Raw genomic sequence first — 14,769 nt, forward strand, 5'->3', positions numbered from 1 at the left:
GGAGGTGGCGTGGTCGACGACCGGATCAGGGTGGCCATGCTGCACGGTCCGGGCCGGCCCGACGCCGACGGCGTCAGCGACTACGTGACGCACCTGGTCGAGGCGCTCGACGGCGTCGGTGTCGAGGTGATCCCGGTGCCGGTGCGCCCCGACGCCGACCGGGGACGCTGGCGGGCCGCCACCGCCCGGGCCGCCCGCCGGGTCCGCGAGCTGGCCCCCGACGTGGTGCACGTGCAGTTCGCCCCGTCGGCGTACCGGTTCTCGGGCCAGCCCGGACTGCTGCCGTGGCGGCTGCCCCGGCGGGTGCCGCTGGTCACCACCCTGCACGAGTACGGCTGGTGGGCCTGCCCCGGCTGGCTGCCGACCCGGCTCTGGTCGGCGCTGGAGCGGGCCCGCTGCTGGGACCGGGAGTCCGGTCGGCTGGTGCCGGCCAGCGCGGCCGTGATCGTCACCAATCCCGGCCACGGCGACGTGGTCCACGCGCGTACCGGCCGGCGGGCCACGCACATCCCGATCGCGCCGAACGTCGTCGACCGCGTCGGCGCGTCCACCGCGGGGGCGCGCCTGCGGGCGGAGCTGGGCCTGCCGGAGGGCGCGCCGCTGCTGGCCTTCTTCGGTTTCGTGCACCCGGTGAAGGGACTGCGGTACCTGATCGAGGCGCTGCCGGAGCTGCGTCGCGACCATCCGGACCTGCGGCTGCTGGTGGTCGGCGGGTTCATCTCGCAGGCGCTGCCCGAGCGGGAGGCGCGGGCGTTCCGCGCCGAGCTGACCGGGCTGGCCCACCGGTGCGGGGTGGCCGACGCGGTGACGTTCACCGGGCACCTGCCCGCCGACCGGGTCTCCGCCGCGCTGCACGCCGCCGACGTGGCGGTGCTGCCGTTCACCACGGGGGTGAGCACGAAGAGCGGCGCCCTGCTCGCCGCGCTCGCGCACGGCGTGCCGACCGCGGTGACGCAGCCAGACGCCGGCGACGACGGGCCGCACCGCAGTGGCGCGGTGGCGGTGATCGGCGCCCGCCGGGACAGCGCGGCGATCGCGCGTACCGTCGGCAGGCTGCTCGCCGATCCGGTGCTGCGCCGCCGGCTCGCCGAGCGCGGGCGGGCCTTCGCCGCCGCGTACTCCTGGCCGAGGGTGGCCGCCGCGCACCGTGACCTCTATGCCCGGACCCTGGGGCGCGCGGATGCCTGACCGGTACGCGGACATCCTGGTGGTCGACCTGCTCGGCGGGATCGGCGACCTGCTGATGCTGCTGCCGGCGGTGCACGGCCTGGCCCGCCGCAACCCCGGCGTGCGGCTGCGGGTGCTCACCCACGAGCCCGGGGCGGACCTTGTGCGCGCCGACCCGGCGGTCGCCGAGGTGCGCACCCCCCGGCACGGGCGGCCGGGCGCCGAGCGGGAGGCGGTCGTCGAGGCGCTCGCGGCCTGCCGGCCGGACCTGGCGGTCGCCACCACCCGCTACGACGGCATCCCCGACCTGCTCGAGGCCGGCGCCGGGCGGGCCGTGACGAACCTGTGGCGCGACCCGCCGCCGGAGCAGCCGGTCGGCGACCGCTACCTGGAGATCCTCTGCGCCGAAGGGTTGCTCGGCGCGACCGACCGGGCCGCCCGGCCCCGGGTCCACCTGGGCGACGAGACCCGACGCGCGGGCGAGCGGGCGGTGGCCCGGCTGGTGGGGGAGCCCCTCGCGCCGCCGGTGGTGCTCATCACCGACGCCGGGATGGCGGTCAAGCGCTGGCCGGAGAGGCGCTGGCGGGGGCTGGCCCACGCCCTGACCCGCCGCGGACACCCGGTGCTCACCGTCGGCCCGGTCGACCCCGCCGCGCCGGTCGGGGTGCCGCTGCCCCGAGCCGACCTGCCCACCCTCGCCGGGCAGCTCGCGGCCGTGGGCCGGCGCGGCGGGGTGGTGGTCGGGCCGGACACCGGGCCGGTGCGTCTCGCCGCCGCGACCGGCGCCGCGACGGTGGCGCTGTTCGGCCCCACCGACGCCCGGCGGTACGGGATGGGCGGCACCGACCTGCAGGGCCTGCCCGGCTGCGGGTACCGGCGGCCCACCGCCATCACCGAACAGCCCTGCTGGTGGGGGGCGCGTTGCCCGCTCGACGCGGCCGGCCCGGCGTGCATGGCCGACCTCGACGTGGCGGCCGTGCTCGCCGCCGTCACCGCCCGCTGAGCGGGGACGAAAGCCCCTCGACGCCCCAGATCACGCCTTGCGCGCGTGATCTGGCGTGCCCCGTTTGCCGAGCCCACGGGCCTGCCCTAACCTTGTCGCGACGAGGGGAGTACTTCCCACGAGCCATCCCGGTCAGTACGGCGTGCCCGGAGCACGCCTCGGGTGGCTGCCCACGAAAAGTGGGTGAAGGAGACCTCGAACATGACAGGGTGTTCGAGGAGGCTCCATGTCCGATTTGCCATATCTTGCTGCCACCGGTCTCCAGTCGGTGGGCACCCCCACGCTGTGGGGCGTCACCATCGCCGCCGTGATCGCCCTGCTGGTGCTGGACTTCCTGGTCACCCGGAAGCCGCACGAGGTGTCGATGCGGGAGGCGCTGGGCTGGTCCGCCTTCTACATCGCCCTGCCGCTGGCCTTCGGCGCCTGGATCTGGGCCCGCTTCGGCTCCAACCAGGGCGTGGAGTACCTCACCGGTTACCTGGTGGAGAAGTCCCTCTCGGTCGACAACCTGTTCGTCTTCATGCTGCTGCTGGCCGCGTTCGCGGTGCCGGCCGAGCTGGCCCAGCGGGCCCTGCTCTACGGCATCACCGGCGCGCTCCTGCTGCGCGCGGTGTTCATCGCCATCGGCGCGGCGGCCCTGCAGACCCTGGACTTCGCCTTCCTGCTCTTCGCGATCATCCTGCTGCTCACGGCGGCGAAGCTGCTGCGCGACGCCGTCACCGGGCACGAGCAGGAAGTCGACATCAGCAAGATGCGTTCGGTACGGCTGCTGCGCAAGTTCATGCCGGTCACCGAGGAATACCACGGCCCGAAGATGGTCGTGCGCCTCTCCGGCCGGCGTACGCTCACCCCGTTCGCCCTCGTGGTGACGGCGCTGCTCGCCACGGACATCGTCTTCGCCGTCGACTCGGTGCCCGCCGTCTACGGCATCACCGAGGACCCGTACCTGGTCTTCGCCACCAACGCGTTCGCCCTGCTGGGGCTGCGGGCGCTCTACTTCGTGCTGCACGCCGCGCTCAGCCGGCTGGTGCACCTCAGCTACGGCCTGGCGATCATCCTGGCGTTCATCGGCGTCAAGCTCGGCCTGCACTGGGCGCACGGCATCTGGCCGGGCGTGCCGGAGATCCCGACCCTCGCCTCCCTGGGCGTCATCATCGGCGTCCTGGTGATCGTCACCCTCACCAGCCTGCGGGCCACCAGCAAGGCCGGCCGGGGCGAGAAGGAAGTCGTGGTCGAGCGGAACTGAGGCGTCACCCGTCGCGGTGCGGATCCGCCCGACCGCGCCTCGCCACCCACCCCGGGTGGTACGACTGACGGGTGGGAATCGTGTCACCGGGCTTCCAGGGCCGGCCCCGCTCCGCGGAGCCGGCCCTGCCGCCGGGGCAGTACCTGACGCAGGACTTCCCGGTGCTCTCCGCCGGCCCGACGCCGAGGGTGCCGCTGGAGACCTGGGAGTTCGTCGTCTCCACCGAGTCCGGCGCCGAGTTCCGCTGGAGCTGGGACGAGCTGATGGCACTGCCGCAGGAGACCCCGGCGGTCGACATCCACTGCGTCACCCGCTGGTCGAAGCGGGACACCGACTGGCAGGGGGTCTCCCTGGACACCCTGCTGGAGGGCGTCGACACCGACGCCCGCTACGCGCAGGCCCACTCGTACGGCGGCTACACCACGAACCTGCCGCTGGCCGACCTGCGCGGCGGGCGGGCCTGGATCGCGCACCGCTACGACGGCGGCCCGCTGCCGGCCGAACACGGCGGTCCGGCCCGGCTGCTCGTGCCGCACCTCTACTTCTGGAAGTCCGCCAAGTGGGTGCGCGGCATCCGGCTCACCACGGAGGACCAGCCCGGATTCTGGGAGACCGCCGGCTACCACGACTACGGGGACCCGTGGCGTGAGCAGCGGTACCAGGGCGATTGACCGCCCCGCTGCGCTGGCGGGTGGCCCGGCTGCGCGAGCGCCGTGTGGAGACGCCCACCGCGCACACGCTGGTGCTGGAGGCGCCCGGCTGGCCGGGGCACCTGCCCGGGCAGCACGTCGACGTGCGGCTGACCGCCCCCGACGGCTACCAGGCGGCGCGGTCGTACTCGCTGGCCGGCCCGGCCGAGGGCGACCGGATCACGCTGACCGTGCAGCGGGTGCCCGACGGCGAGGTGTCGCCGTACCTGATCGACGTCTACGCCGAGGGCGACCCGGTGGAGGTACGCGGCCCGGTCGGCGGCTGGTTCGTCTGGCGGCCGGAGGAGACCGCCCCGGTGCTGCTGGTGGCCGGCGGGTCGGGCGTCGTGCCGCTGATGGCGATGGTGCGCGCCCGCCGCGCCGCCGGCAGCCGGGTGCCGTTCCGGCTGCTCTACTCGGTGCGCACCCCGGCCGACGTGTTCTACGCCGACGAGCTGCGCCGCCGGGTCCGCGACGACCTGGGCCTGGACGTCGCGCACGTGTACACCCGCGAGGCGCCGCAGGACTGGCGGGGCGAGCCGCACCGGATCGGGCTGGCCGACGTGAACAGCCACGGCTGGCCGCCCGAGCTGGAGCCGCTCTGCTACGTCTGCGGGCCGACCGGCTTCGTGGAGACGGTGGCGGACCTGCTCGTCGGGCTCGGCCACCAGAGCCGGCGGGTGAAGACCGAACGGTTCGGCCCCACCGGCTGAGCGTCGAGGAGGAGCGCCCGATGACCGACACGTCGTACCTGGACGGCAACATGCTCGACGGCCCGTTGCGGGAGTTGTTCGCCGTCGACCTGAGCACCGCCGCCGGGCGGTGCGAGCACTGCCGCATGCTGGGCCCGCTGGCCGGCCTGCGGGTCTACCCGCACGCCCCCGGCCTCGTCGGCCGCTGCCCGAACTGCGCCGAGGTGATGCTGCGGCTGGTCCGCTCGCCCGGGCACGCCTGGCTGGACCTGCGCGGGGCCACCTTCCTGCGGGTGCCGATGCCGCCGGAGCAGCCGTACCCGGGTCCGCTGTGACGGCGGGGGAGGGCGACGCGGCAGCGGCGGCCGGATGGGACGGGGGTCCGGCGGTGCGCGAGGACCTGCGGGCGCGGTCGGCGTCGGAGGTGTTCGACGACCACCTGCGGCTGGCCGCCGAGCACCGGTTCGCCGAGGACCTGGCGCGCAACGTGTCGCCGTCGTGCGTGGTCCTGGAACGGCGCGGCGTGTTCCGCGGGCACGCGGGCGTCGGGGAGCTGGCGCGCCTGCTGGAGGAGGAGTTGCCCGGCGCCCGGTACGTGTACACGAACCGGATGGTCGAGGGCCGGGTGGCGTTCCTGGAGTGGACGGCGCGCATCGAGGGCGTACGGGTCTGCGACGGGGCGGACTCGTTCCTCATCGAAGAGGGCTGGATCGTCGCCCAGACCATCCACTACACGCTGGAGCGGGTCGACGACGGGGCGGACCAGCCGGCCGGTCCGTGAGGCCGGGCGCCCGCGACCCGCTGGACAAGGGCGGCGCGCACGGCGACAGTGGTCTGCCGTGAGGTATCTGCGCACATCGGGTCCGGCCGCCATCCGTCGGCCCCGGCCGGCCGACGAGGCCGAGTTCGTCGCGGCGGCCCGGCGCAGCCGTGACCTGCACCATCCCTGGCTCGCCGCCCCCGACGACCCGGCGCGGTACGCCGCGTACCTGCGCAAGATCCGCCGCCGGGACCACGCCGGGTACCTGATCTGCGACCGGGACAGCGGGGGGATCGCCGGCTACGTGAACATCAGCGGGATCCTCATGGGCGCGTTGCGCGGCGGCTACCTCGGCTATGCCGCATTCCTGCCGTACAGCGGAACCGGACACGCCTTCGCCGGCATCGGCCTGGTGGTCCGGCACGCCTTCGACACGCTCGGCCTGCACCGACTGGAGGCGAACATCCAGCCGGGCAACGAGCCGTCCCGCCGGGTGGCCCGCAAGCTCGGGTTCCGGCTGGAGGGTTACTCGCCGGACTACCTGTTCATCGACGGGGCGTGGCGCGATCACGAACGGTGGGCGATCACCGCCCCGTGTCCCGCCGGCGAATAGGCCGGTGGCGGCCCGTCACGACCGCCACCGGCCACCCGGGTCAGCGCCCGGGCCGGCGTGCCTCGGGCCGCTGGCCGTCGAGGCGTACGAACCGCCCCTGCTTGTGCTCGACGCGCCGGCGCTGCCGGGCCGTCAGCTGCGGGCGACCGCTCTGCCGCAGGTAGATCGGCTGCCGCCGGTCGTTCGACATCGGTGTGCTCATGGCGCTGTCCTCCCGTCGCTCGGGTGGCGGTGGAGCACCACCGTGCCGCCGGGGCGGGTGAGGTGAACCCACCCGCCCCGGGTGATCCGGCGCCGTGTCGCGTCAGGCGCGTGAGGTGAAGGTGGAGAGGAACCGGTGCGGGGTGACCACCCCGGCGTTGTCGAAGCAGATCACGTCCACCTCGACGTCGAGCGCGGTCGACCAGGGCTGGGTCAGGTGGCAGTAGTTCGAACCGACCCCCTGCGCCACCACCTGGGCGTGCGTCTCCGCGACTCCGAGCTGCGGGAACTTCGCCAGGTAGCGGCCGGCCGGGGCGATCGCCGCGACGGTGTTGGCGCCGACGCCGAGCACCGAGTTGTCGTTGGTCGGCCCGCCCACCGCGGTGCCCAGGTAGCCGAAGCGCGACGGCGGGGCGAGCGAGCCGATCACCGGCCGCCGACGGTGGTAGGACAGGGCGAAGTCGGTGGCCGCCGGCGCGCCCGTCTGGTCGAAGCAGGACACGTTCGCGGCCACGTCGACGCCTGAGAAGGACCAGCTGTCGATCTTGCAGCGGCGCGGTGCCGCGTTCGGCTGGACCGCGGTGACCTGCACGTCGCCGGCCAGCGCGCCGGCGAGCCCGACGCCCGGCAGCTTCACCGCCCACTGGCCGACGCCCAGCGGTCCGATGCCGTTCGCCGCCCCCGTCGAGTTGTACGACTGGAACAGTGCGCCGCCGGCCTGCTGGACGTACGCGTGGGCGGTGCCCGCCGACAGCACGCCGCTGCTGGTGGTCCACAGGACGGTGAACGGGGTGTCGTCGCGGTCCCCGCCCGGCTTGTGGCACTGCACGTCGACGATCTGGTCCGCGCCGGAGGAGTACCAGCGGACGACCTCGCAGTAGTGGCCGGTCCGGTTGACCGGGGTCACGTGCGGCACGCCCCGGGCGCCGGAGGCGACCTGCGGGAAACGCACCAGGAACCGGCCGGGCGCGACCTTCGCGCCCTGCGCCCAGGCGGCGGGGAAGGCGGTCTTCCAGCTGCCCCACTGCCGGGTGGTGTCGAGCACCGTCCAGGCCGGCACGGTCGGGTCCTTGACGTAGGCGAAGCCCCATCGGTCGGCGGTGGCCGCCACGGCCGGGCCGGCCGGCGCGAGCGCGCCGGCGGCCAGCACGGCGGTCAGCGCGGCGGCGGCGAGCGAACGAAGTCGCATCTTTCCTCCTGTTGGACGACGGTCGGGTCGGCAAGCAGCGTGCGCCGCCACCGGGGCCGTCACTGTCGGCAACCGCACAGTCGCGTGTCGCAAGTCCGCCGCTGTCGGCACCCCGGCCTCGGGCCCGTCGGCCGTGGTTCCACGCGGCGCCCCCCGCGAACGGTCCGCGCCGCTTCACCCGGAGCGGGTGATGACGGACAGCGACGGTCTTCCTACGGTGGAGGCATGGCCGTCGTCCGTCCGACCCCCGCCGACCCCACCCCCGGCCTGCGGGCCGCCGCCGGGGAGAGCGGCGACCAGCGGGCCATGCCGCCCGAGCTGGGCCCGGACTCCATCGCCGTGCTCAGCGGCCCGACCTTCATGTACTCCGACCCCTGCGGGGACGTGCCGCCGGGCAGCATCGGCGGCCTGGTGCACCTGGACACCCGGCTGCTCAGCGGCTGGGTGCTCACCGTCAACGGCGAGCAGCTGCTGGTGCTGCGCGCCGAGACCATCGACCACTACTCGGCCCAGTACGTGCTGACCAACCCGGCCCAGTCCGGCCTGCCGCCGGACAGCCTGGGCATGCGGCGGCTGCGGTACGTCGGCGACGGCTTCCACGAGCGGGTGGAGATGGTGTCCTTCCGGCCGGAGCCGGTCCGGTTGGAGCTGCGGCTGGCCGTGGGCGCCGACTTCGCCGACCTGTTCGAGGTCAAGTCCGGGGTTCGGGACCGCTCCGCGGAGATCACTCGCAACCACGCCCAGGACGGCTCGGAACTGTGCTTCACGTACGCCCGGGGAGACTTCGCCGCCGAGACCCGGGTCTGCTGCTCCCGGCCGGCGGACCGCGTCGAGGGCGACGACCTCGTCTGGGACATCACCCTGCACAGGCGGGAGGAGTGGTACGTCGACCTGCACGTGCCGCTGCCACCGGGAATGGGGGTGGTGGAGCCGGTCCGGGGCGACATCGCCGACGTGTTCCACCGCCGCGCCGACGACCCGGTGCGCCGCTGGGCCATCGGGCGCGCGGTGCTGCGCAGCGACAACCAGGCCCTGGAACGGACGATCCGGAAGTCCCGCGACGACCTGGCGGCGCTGCGCCTCGACCTGGAGGTCAAGGGGCAGCGGATCATGCTCCCCGGGGCCGGCCTGCCCTGGTTCCTCTCCGTCTTCGGTCGCGACACCCTGATCACCGCATACCAGACGCTGGTCGCGGGCCCGGCCCTGGCCAAGGGCGCGCTGCTCGCGCTGGCCCGGTTGCAGGGCGACACGTGCGACGACTTCACCGACGAGGAGCCCGGCAAGATCCTGCACGAGGTGCGCAGCGGCGAGCTGACCCGGACGGGGATGAAGCCGTACGGGCCGTACTACGGCTCTGCCGACGCCACCCAGCTCTGGCTGGTCCTGCTGTCGGAGTACTGGCGGTGGACCGGCGACGACGAGACCGTGCGCTTCCTGCGCGGCCACGCGCTCGCCGCGCTGAACTGGATCGACCGGTACGGCGACCGCGACGGCGACGGCTACGTCGAGTACGCGACGCGCTCCCCGGAAGGGCTGGGCAACCAGTGCTGGCGTGACTCCCCGGACGGCGTCTGCTTCGCCGACGGCCGCATCCCGGTGTTGCCGATCGCCACCAGCGACCTGCAGGGCTACACGTACGACGCGAAGCTGCGCCTGGCCGAGCTGGCCGACGGGCCGCTCGCCGACCCCGACCTGGCCCGCCGGCTGCGCGCCGACGCCGAGGCGCTGTACGAGCGCTTCAACCGCGACTTCTGGATCGACGCCCGGGGCGGCTTCTACGCGGCCGGGCTGGACGGCGACAAGAATCCGATCGACTCGAAGACCTCCAACATGGGGCACCTGCTGTGGAGCGGGATCGTGCCGCCGGAGCGGGCCGGCACGGTGGTGCGGCAGCTGATGGGCGGCGACATGTTCTCCGGTTGGGGGATCCGCACGCTCTCCTGGGACGACCGGCTCTACAACGCCCTCGGCTACCACCTGGGCACCGTCTGGCCGCACGACAACTCGCTGGCGGCGCTCGGCATGGCCCGTTACGGCTACCGGGCGGAGGCGAACCGGGTCAGTCTGGCCCTGCTCGAGGCGGCAGAGCAGTTCGGTCACCGGCTGCCGGAGGCGATGAGCGGGTTCCCCCGGGAGCGGCTGCTCTTCGCGATCCCGTACCCGACCGCGTGCAGCCCGCAGGCGTGGGCGGCCGGCACACCGCTGGCGCTGGTCCGGGCGATGCTCAACCTGAACCCGGTGGACGGCCGGCTGGTCCTCGACCCCGACATCCCGCAGGAGATCGGGCGGATCGCCGCCGAGCGGGTACGGGCGTTCGGGCGCTGCTGGGAGGTGGAGGCGGTCGGGCAGACCGGGCACGTCCGGCTGGCGGAGTGCTGAATCGTCCGACCCGCCACGTTTGCCCCGCCTCGGGGTGGGAACGGGGCCGCAATGACGAAACCTCGTGTGGTGATCGTGGGGGCCGGGTTCGCCGGTTACCACGCGGCGAAGACATTGAGCCGGCTGGCCCGGGGCCGGGCCGAGATCGTGGTGCTGAACTCCACCGACTACTTCCTCTACCTGCCGCTGCTGCCCGAGGTGGCCGCCGGCGTGGTCGAGCCCCGCCGGATCTCCGTGCCGCTGACCGGGACGCTTGACGGGGTGCGGGTGCTCATCGGCGAGGCCGACCACGTGGACCTGCAGAACCGCTGGGTCGGCTTCACCCAGCCGGAGGGGGACCGCAACCGGATCGCGTACGACCGGCTGGTGCTGGCCGTCGGCAGCGTGAACAAGCTGCTGCCGATCCCCGGTGTGACCGAGTACGCCCACGGCTTCCGTGGCCTGCCCGAGGCCCTCTACCTGCACGACCACGTGATCCGGCAGATCGAGCTGGCCGAGCAGACCGACGACCCGGCCGAGCAGCAGGCGCGCGCCACCTTCGTGGTCGTCGGCGCCGGCTACACCGGGACCGAGGTGGCCGCGCACGGCCAGCTCTTCACCGACGAGCTGGTCTCCCAGCGCCCCCGACTCAAGATCCGCCCGAAGTGGATGCTGCTCGACGTCGCGCCCCGGGTGCTGCCGGAGCTGGACCAGCGGATGTCGGAGACCGCCGACCGCGTGCTGCGCCGCCGGGGCGTGGACGTGCGGATGGGCACCTCGGTGGCCGTGGCGACCGCCGACGGGGTGACGCTCACCGACGGCGACTACGTGCCCACCTGCACCCTGGTCTGGTGCGTCGGCGTGCGTCCCGACCCGTTCGTCGCCGAGCTGGGACTGCGCACCGAGCGGGGCCGCCTGGTCGTCGACGAGTACCTCAGCGTCCCCGGCTTCCCCGAGGTGTACGCCTGCGGCGACGCGGCCGCCGTGCCGGACCTGGCCCGCCCGGGGCAGATCTGCACCATGACGGCGCAGCACGCGCAGCGGCAGGGCAAGCTGGCCGCGCACAACATCGCCGCCTCCTACGGGCAGGGGCGACGCAGGCCGTACAAGCACCACGACCTGGGCTGGGTGGTCGACCTCGGCGGCAGGGACGCGGCGGCGAACCCGTTGAAGGTGTCGCTGTCCGGGCTGCCCGCCAAGGCGGTCACCCGCGGCTACCACCTGCTGGCGATGCCGGGCAACCGGATCCGGGTGGGCGCCGACTGGATGCTCGACGCCGCGTTGCCGCGCCCGGCCGTGCAACTCGGCCTGGTCCCGGCCAACGCCGTGCCGCTGGAGAGCTCCTCGCCGGAGGTGGCCGTCCGGGCCCGCTGACGTGAAAGGAAGGGCACCTTCCTAACGTTTCCGGTAGAGGAAGGGCCCCTTCCTAACACGAGAGCGCGCACCGTGCGGCGCGACACGAGGGCGGCGCACCATGCGGCGCGACACGAGGGCGGCGCACCGTGCGGCGCGACACGAGGGCGGCGCACCGTGCGGCGCGACACGAGGGCGGCGCACCGTGCGGCGCGACACGAGGCGGTGGGCGCACCAGCGCGCAGGGTGTGGGAGGCGCGGCGGGCGCGGGGGTGCAGGGGCGGGTCACCTCAGCGCGGGGCGAGGGCGGCGTCCGTGGCGGGACGGGCGCCGGCGACGAACGCGTCCAGGGCCGCCCCGTGCAGTACCCCGCCGGGCACCCGGTCCCGTGCGGCCCGGGCGGACAACCGGGCCACCGGCAGCCGCCCGGAGCGCAGCGCGGCGGCGAACACCACGTTGCCGTACCGCCGCCCGCGCAGCATCCGGCGGTCGGCGACCAGGCAGACGTCGGCGAAGACCGCCCGCAGGGTGGCTGCCTGGACGCGGGCGAAGACCAGCGGCGGCAGGTCGGTCACGTTGACCAGGAGTACGCCGTCGGGGCGCAGCGTCCGGGCCACCTCGGTGACGAACTCGACGCTGCGCACGTGGGCGGGCATCCGCGCCGCCCGGTAGATGTCGGCGAGCACCAGATCGTAGCCGGCCGCAGGCGCAAGGCTCACCGCGTCCCGGGCGTCGGCCACCCGCACGTCGACGCCGGCGGGCGGCGCGGGCAGTTCCCGCGCCACCAGGTCGACCACGGCCCGATCGCGTTCCACGACCAGTTGCGGCGACCCGGGCCGGGTGGCGGCCACGTAGCGGGGCAGGGTCAGCGCGCCGCCGCCCAGGTGCAGCACGGCCAGCGGCCGGCCGGGCGGCGCCGCCAGGTCGGCCACGGCGGCCATCCGCCGCACGTACTCGAAGCGCAGGTGCAGGGGATCGGCCACGTCCACGTAGGACTGCTCCACGCCGGCGGCGAGGAGCGTACGCCCGGTGGGGCGGGCCGGGTCGACGACCAGCTCCAGCCGGGGCGCGTCGGAGGGGTCCACCCCGGCAGGCTAGCCGAGCCGGGGCGGGCCGGCGGGTGGGCGTCCGCCGGCCCGTACGCCGGTCAGCCGGTCGCCATCCCGGCGCCCGCCTCGTCGATCGCGTCGTCGACGGCGTGGGCGAGGTCCACGTCCATCGCGGTCACCGCGCCGGCCTGCCGGGACCGTACGGTCAGCACGGCGGTGCCCGGGTCGGGACGGCCGATGCGCGGGCCGCGACCGGTCTCCTGGCGCAGCCGGTCGATCCGGTCCAGCACCCGGTCCAGGTTGTCCGCCGGCAGCTCCAGCGTGCGGGACAGCGCCTCGCCGTCGCCGGACCAGTAGGGCAGCGCGCCGAGTGCCTCCCGCAGGTCGGTGTCGCTCAGCGGGGGCGTCGCGGTGGCCGCGCCGACCACCCCGCCACCGACGGACGGCGGCTCCAGCAGGTCACGCAGGCCGTCCGGCACGTGCAGCGACTCGATCAGGTCGCCGTCGTGGTCGGCCAGCGCCGCCACGGTCGCCTCCGCCTGGTAGCGGGCCTGTTCCGGGGTACGGCCGCTGATCCGGCCCACCTCGGCCAGGAAGCCGGGCAGGTCCGGGCGTCGCCTGATGCCGTCCACCGGGAGGACGTCGTGCAGCTTGGTCGGCACCGCCGCCAGCAGCCGCTGGCGTTCCGCCTCGCCGAGGGCGAAGGCCAGGACCAGCACGGTCGACTCGACGCCCACCTTGGCGGTCCGGAAGTCGGCGCCGGTACGGCGTACGACGTCGTCGACCAGCGCGTGGTAGCTCAGCGGAGTCCCCTCCGGCGCACCTGAGCCCCGGTCGGGCAAAGGGCGGGGGGACTCCGGGACGCCCGCCGGTGGTGGCGCCGGCCCACCACGCGTGCTGTCGGGCTTGTGGCGGCTGCCGGCCGGCGGCGGACCGGCGCGCTTGCCCTGCTCCAGGTGGGTGAGCTGCTTGGAGGCGCTCAGGCTGGCCCCCGTCTCGCTGGCCTGCATGCCGCGCTCCCGGGCCTGGCGGGCCAGCGCGCGGCGACGTTGGTTGTCGCCCTCCATCTGCTTGCGCATGGTGACACCTCGCTTCCGCTGGTGTTCCCTCGCTTCCGCCGGTCGCCTTCCCGCCGGCGCCGGCACCGAAACGGACGCCGACGGCCGGGCCGGCGACGCCCGGATGGGCGGCGGAACAGCTTCATCCGGCGGGGGTGAGGGGCGGTCACCCGGCGGGAGCCGACGATCGCAGCGGACCGGAGAACTTCCGAGCACGCGGAAGGACAGGTCGTGATGAAGAGGATCGTCGAGATCGTTCCCGCCCGACCCGGCTGGTACGCCCGCTGGCGCCTCTCGCCCGAGGACACCCGCTGCTACCCGGTGAGCCTGTGGGCGCTGCTGGAGGAGGGCGACGGCTCGGGTCGTGAGGTGGTCGGGGTGGACTGCATCGGGCAGTGGCCCGGGGCGGACGACAACGAGGCGGGTGGGGTGTTCGTCCGCTATCTCTTCCAGACTCCCGATTCCGGGCTGCCGGAGGACGCGGAGCCGCCGACGACGGGGCAGCGGCGGACCACCGGGCCCCGGCTGCAACCGCTCACCGCGCCCTGATCCTCACTCCGGCCCCCGGCCCCTGGTCCCAGGGTCGGGGGCCACCCCTCGCCCGCGCGGAGCGCGGCCGGACTCAGCCCGCCCGACGGGCGGCGCCGTCGCTGCCGGTTTCCACCGCGAGCAGCTCGGTCAGGCCGGTGCGGTCGAGCAACTGCTGGAGCTGGGGACCGACCCCGGTGAGGCGGACCGCGCCCGTGCCGTCGTGATGGGCGGTCAGGAACGCGCTGAGCCCGGACGAGTCGCACAGGCTGACCGCGGTAAGGTCGAACAGGAGCTCCTGGTAGCCGTCCCGGCGCAGCTCGGCGGCGGCGGCGACGAGCTCCGGGGCGGTGTCGAAGTCCAGCTCACCGGACAGCCGGAGCCGGGCGCGCCCGGCGTCGAGCCGGGTCACCTCGATGGTCAACAGCTGAGCGGCCATGGGCCCATGTTCCCAGTCGCGGGCCCGGGTGCAAAGCCGGGGGGCCGGGCGGAGCGCGTCAGGCCGTGCCGGCGGTGCTCTCCGTCGCCGCCAGGCCCTCGCCGAGCGGTCGGGCGAGCAGGCCCGTGACGCCGGTCATGTCGAGGATCGTCGCCAGGAACCGGGGCACGGCGCAGAGCCGGAGGGCGGTGCCGCACTGCTGCCCCTCGCGCCACGCGTGCACGATCACCCCAAGGCCGGTGCTGTCGATGAAGGTCAGGCCGGTGAAGTCGAGGACGAGGGCCGGCGGAGCGTCGGCGAGGATCCGGTCGACCTCGGCGCGCAGCGGCCCGGCGGTGGTGTAGGCGAGGTCGCCCCCGATCCGGATGAGCGGTGCGGCGGGATCCGACCAGTCGACGGTCATGCTCAACGGAGTCGCCTCGGG

General features: G+C 74.6%; 17 protein-coding genes. 11 read left to right on the forward strand and 6 right to left on the reverse strand.

Features of this window, described 5'->3' with window-relative positions; translation table 11 throughout:
* The first annotated feature begins 9 nt into the window (after window positions 1-9).
* From RM555_RS02295 to RM555_RS02330, 8 genes are all read left to right on the forward strand, one after another.
* Window positions 10-1,188, forward strand: coding sequence for a glycosyltransferase (locus tag RM555_RS02295; RefSeq protein ID WP_311410197.1), 1,179 nt, complete (start codon window positions 10-12; stop codon window positions 1,186-1,188).
* Window positions 1,181-2,170 carry a glycosyltransferase family 9 protein gene (locus RM555_RS02300; RefSeq protein WP_311410198.1) on the forward strand — a complete coding sequence of 330 codons (990 nt, stop codon included), beginning with the start codon at window positions 1,181-1,183 and terminating at the stop codon, window positions 2,168-2,170. Before RM555_RS02295 ends, RM555_RS02300 begins: the two co-directional genes overlap by 8 nt.
* Before the next feature lie 226 nt (window positions 2,171-2,396).
* Window positions 2,397-3,416 (forward strand): TerC/Alx family metal homeostasis membrane protein, encoded by a 1,020-nt coding sequence (locus RM555_RS02305; protein WP_311410199.1) that lies wholly within the window; start codon window positions 2,397-2,399, stop codon window positions 3,414-3,416.
* Window positions 3,417-3,496: 80 nt separating this feature from the next.
* A complete protein-coding gene (locus RM555_RS02310; RefSeq protein WP_311410274.1) occupies window positions 3,497-4,087 on the forward strand; it encodes a sulfite oxidase-like oxidoreductase in 591 nt (196 codons plus the stop codon).
* Window positions 4,084-4,818 (forward strand): ferredoxin reductase, encoded by a 735-nt coding sequence (locus RM555_RS02315; protein ID WP_311410200.1) that lies wholly within the window; start codon window positions 4,084-4,086, stop codon window positions 4,816-4,818. The genes RM555_RS02310 and RM555_RS02315 overlap by 4 nt, the downstream gene beginning before the upstream one ends.
* A gap of 20 nt (window positions 4,819-4,838) precedes the next feature.
* The gene (locus RM555_RS02320; RefSeq protein WP_311410201.1) at window positions 4,839-5,132 is read left to right on the forward strand and encodes a DUF6510 family protein; all 294 of its coding nucleotides are present in this window, start codon (window positions 4,839-4,841) and stop codon (window positions 5,130-5,132) included.
* Window positions 5,129-5,578: a hypothetical protein gene (locus RM555_RS02325; protein WP_311410202.1), complete on the forward strand. Its 450-nt coding sequence runs from the start codon at window positions 5,129-5,131 to the stop codon at window positions 5,576-5,578. The genes RM555_RS02320 and RM555_RS02325 overlap by 4 nt, the downstream gene beginning before the upstream one ends.
* Before the next feature lie 58 nt (window positions 5,579-5,636).
* The gene (locus tag RM555_RS02330; protein ID WP_311410203.1) at window positions 5,637-6,170 is read left to right on the forward strand and encodes a GNAT family N-acetyltransferase; all 534 of its coding nucleotides are present in this window, start codon (window positions 5,637-5,639) and stop codon (window positions 6,168-6,170) included.
* A 40-nt stretch (window positions 6,171-6,210) separates the two neighbouring features.
* Here the strand turns inward: RM555_RS02330 and RM555_RS02335 are convergent, their stop codons facing one another.
* Together RM555_RS02335 and RM555_RS02340 are read right to left on the reverse strand one after the other, a co-directional pair.
* Window positions 6,211-6,372 carry a hypothetical protein gene (locus RM555_RS02335; protein ID WP_165947859.1) on the reverse strand — a complete coding sequence of 54 codons (162 nt, stop codon included), beginning with the start codon at window positions 6,370-6,372 and terminating at the stop codon, window positions 6,211-6,213.
* Window positions 6,373-6,474: 102 nt separating this feature from the next.
* The gene (locus tag RM555_RS02340; RefSeq protein ID WP_311410204.1) at window positions 6,475-7,560 is read right to left on the reverse strand and encodes a hypothetical protein; all 1,086 of its coding nucleotides are present in this window, start codon (window positions 7,558-7,560) and stop codon (window positions 6,475-6,477) included.
* Window positions 7,561-7,785: 225 nt separating this feature from the next.
* Between RM555_RS02340 and RM555_RS02345 the strand changes: the two genes are divergently transcribed.
* Together RM555_RS02345 and RM555_RS02350 are read left to right on the forward strand one after the other, a co-directional pair.
* Window positions 7,786-9,939 (forward strand): amylo-alpha-1,6-glucosidase, encoded by a 2,154-nt coding sequence (locus RM555_RS02345; RefSeq protein WP_311410205.1) that lies wholly within the window; start codon window positions 7,786-7,788, stop codon window positions 9,937-9,939.
* Between the two features lie 51 nt (window positions 9,940-9,990).
* A complete protein-coding gene (locus RM555_RS02350) occupies window positions 9,991-11,292 on the forward strand; it encodes an NAD(P)/FAD-dependent oxidoreductase (RefSeq protein ID WP_311410206.1) in 1,302 nt (433 codons plus the stop codon).
* Window positions 11,293-11,561: 269 nt separating this feature from the next.
* Here the strand turns inward: RM555_RS02350 and RM555_RS02355 are convergent, their stop codons facing one another.
* Complete coding sequence (locus tag RM555_RS02355; protein WP_311410207.1) at window positions 11,562-12,356, reverse strand: spermidine synthase; 795 nt, start codon at window positions 12,354-12,356, stop codon at window positions 11,562-11,564.
* A 62-nt stretch (window positions 12,357-12,418) separates the two neighbouring features.
* On the reverse strand, window positions 12,419-13,399 hold the full coding sequence (locus RM555_RS02360; protein WP_311410208.1) for a DUF2267 domain-containing protein: 981 nt from the start codon (window positions 13,397-13,399) through the stop codon (window positions 12,419-12,421).
* A gap of 213 nt (window positions 13,400-13,612) precedes the next feature.
* Between RM555_RS02360 and RM555_RS02365 the strand changes: the two genes are divergently transcribed.
* A complete protein-coding gene (locus RM555_RS02365) occupies window positions 13,613-13,927 on the forward strand; it encodes a hypothetical protein (protein ID WP_311410209.1) in 315 nt (104 codons plus the stop codon).
* A 73-nt stretch (window positions 13,928-14,000) separates the two neighbouring features.
* On the opposite strand, the gene RM555_RS02370 is transcribed toward RM555_RS02365, so the two are convergent.
* Both RM555_RS02370 and RM555_RS02375 read right to left on the reverse strand, forming a co-directional pair.
* The gene (locus RM555_RS02370) at window positions 14,001-14,345 is read right to left on the reverse strand and encodes an STAS domain-containing protein (protein WP_311410210.1); all 345 of its coding nucleotides are present in this window, start codon (window positions 14,343-14,345) and stop codon (window positions 14,001-14,003) included.
* 58 nt (window positions 14,346-14,403) lie between these two features.
* Complete coding sequence (locus RM555_RS02375) at window positions 14,404-14,748, reverse strand: STAS domain-containing protein (protein ID WP_311410275.1); 345 nt, start codon at window positions 14,746-14,748, stop codon at window positions 14,404-14,406.
* Between the last annotated feature and the right edge of the window lie 21 nt (window positions 14,749-14,769).

The organism is Micromonospora reichwaldensis, assembly GCF_031845925.1.
Classification (GTDB): Bacteria; Actinomycetota; Actinomycetes; order Mycobacteriales; family Micromonosporaceae; genus Micromonospora; species Micromonospora reichwaldensis.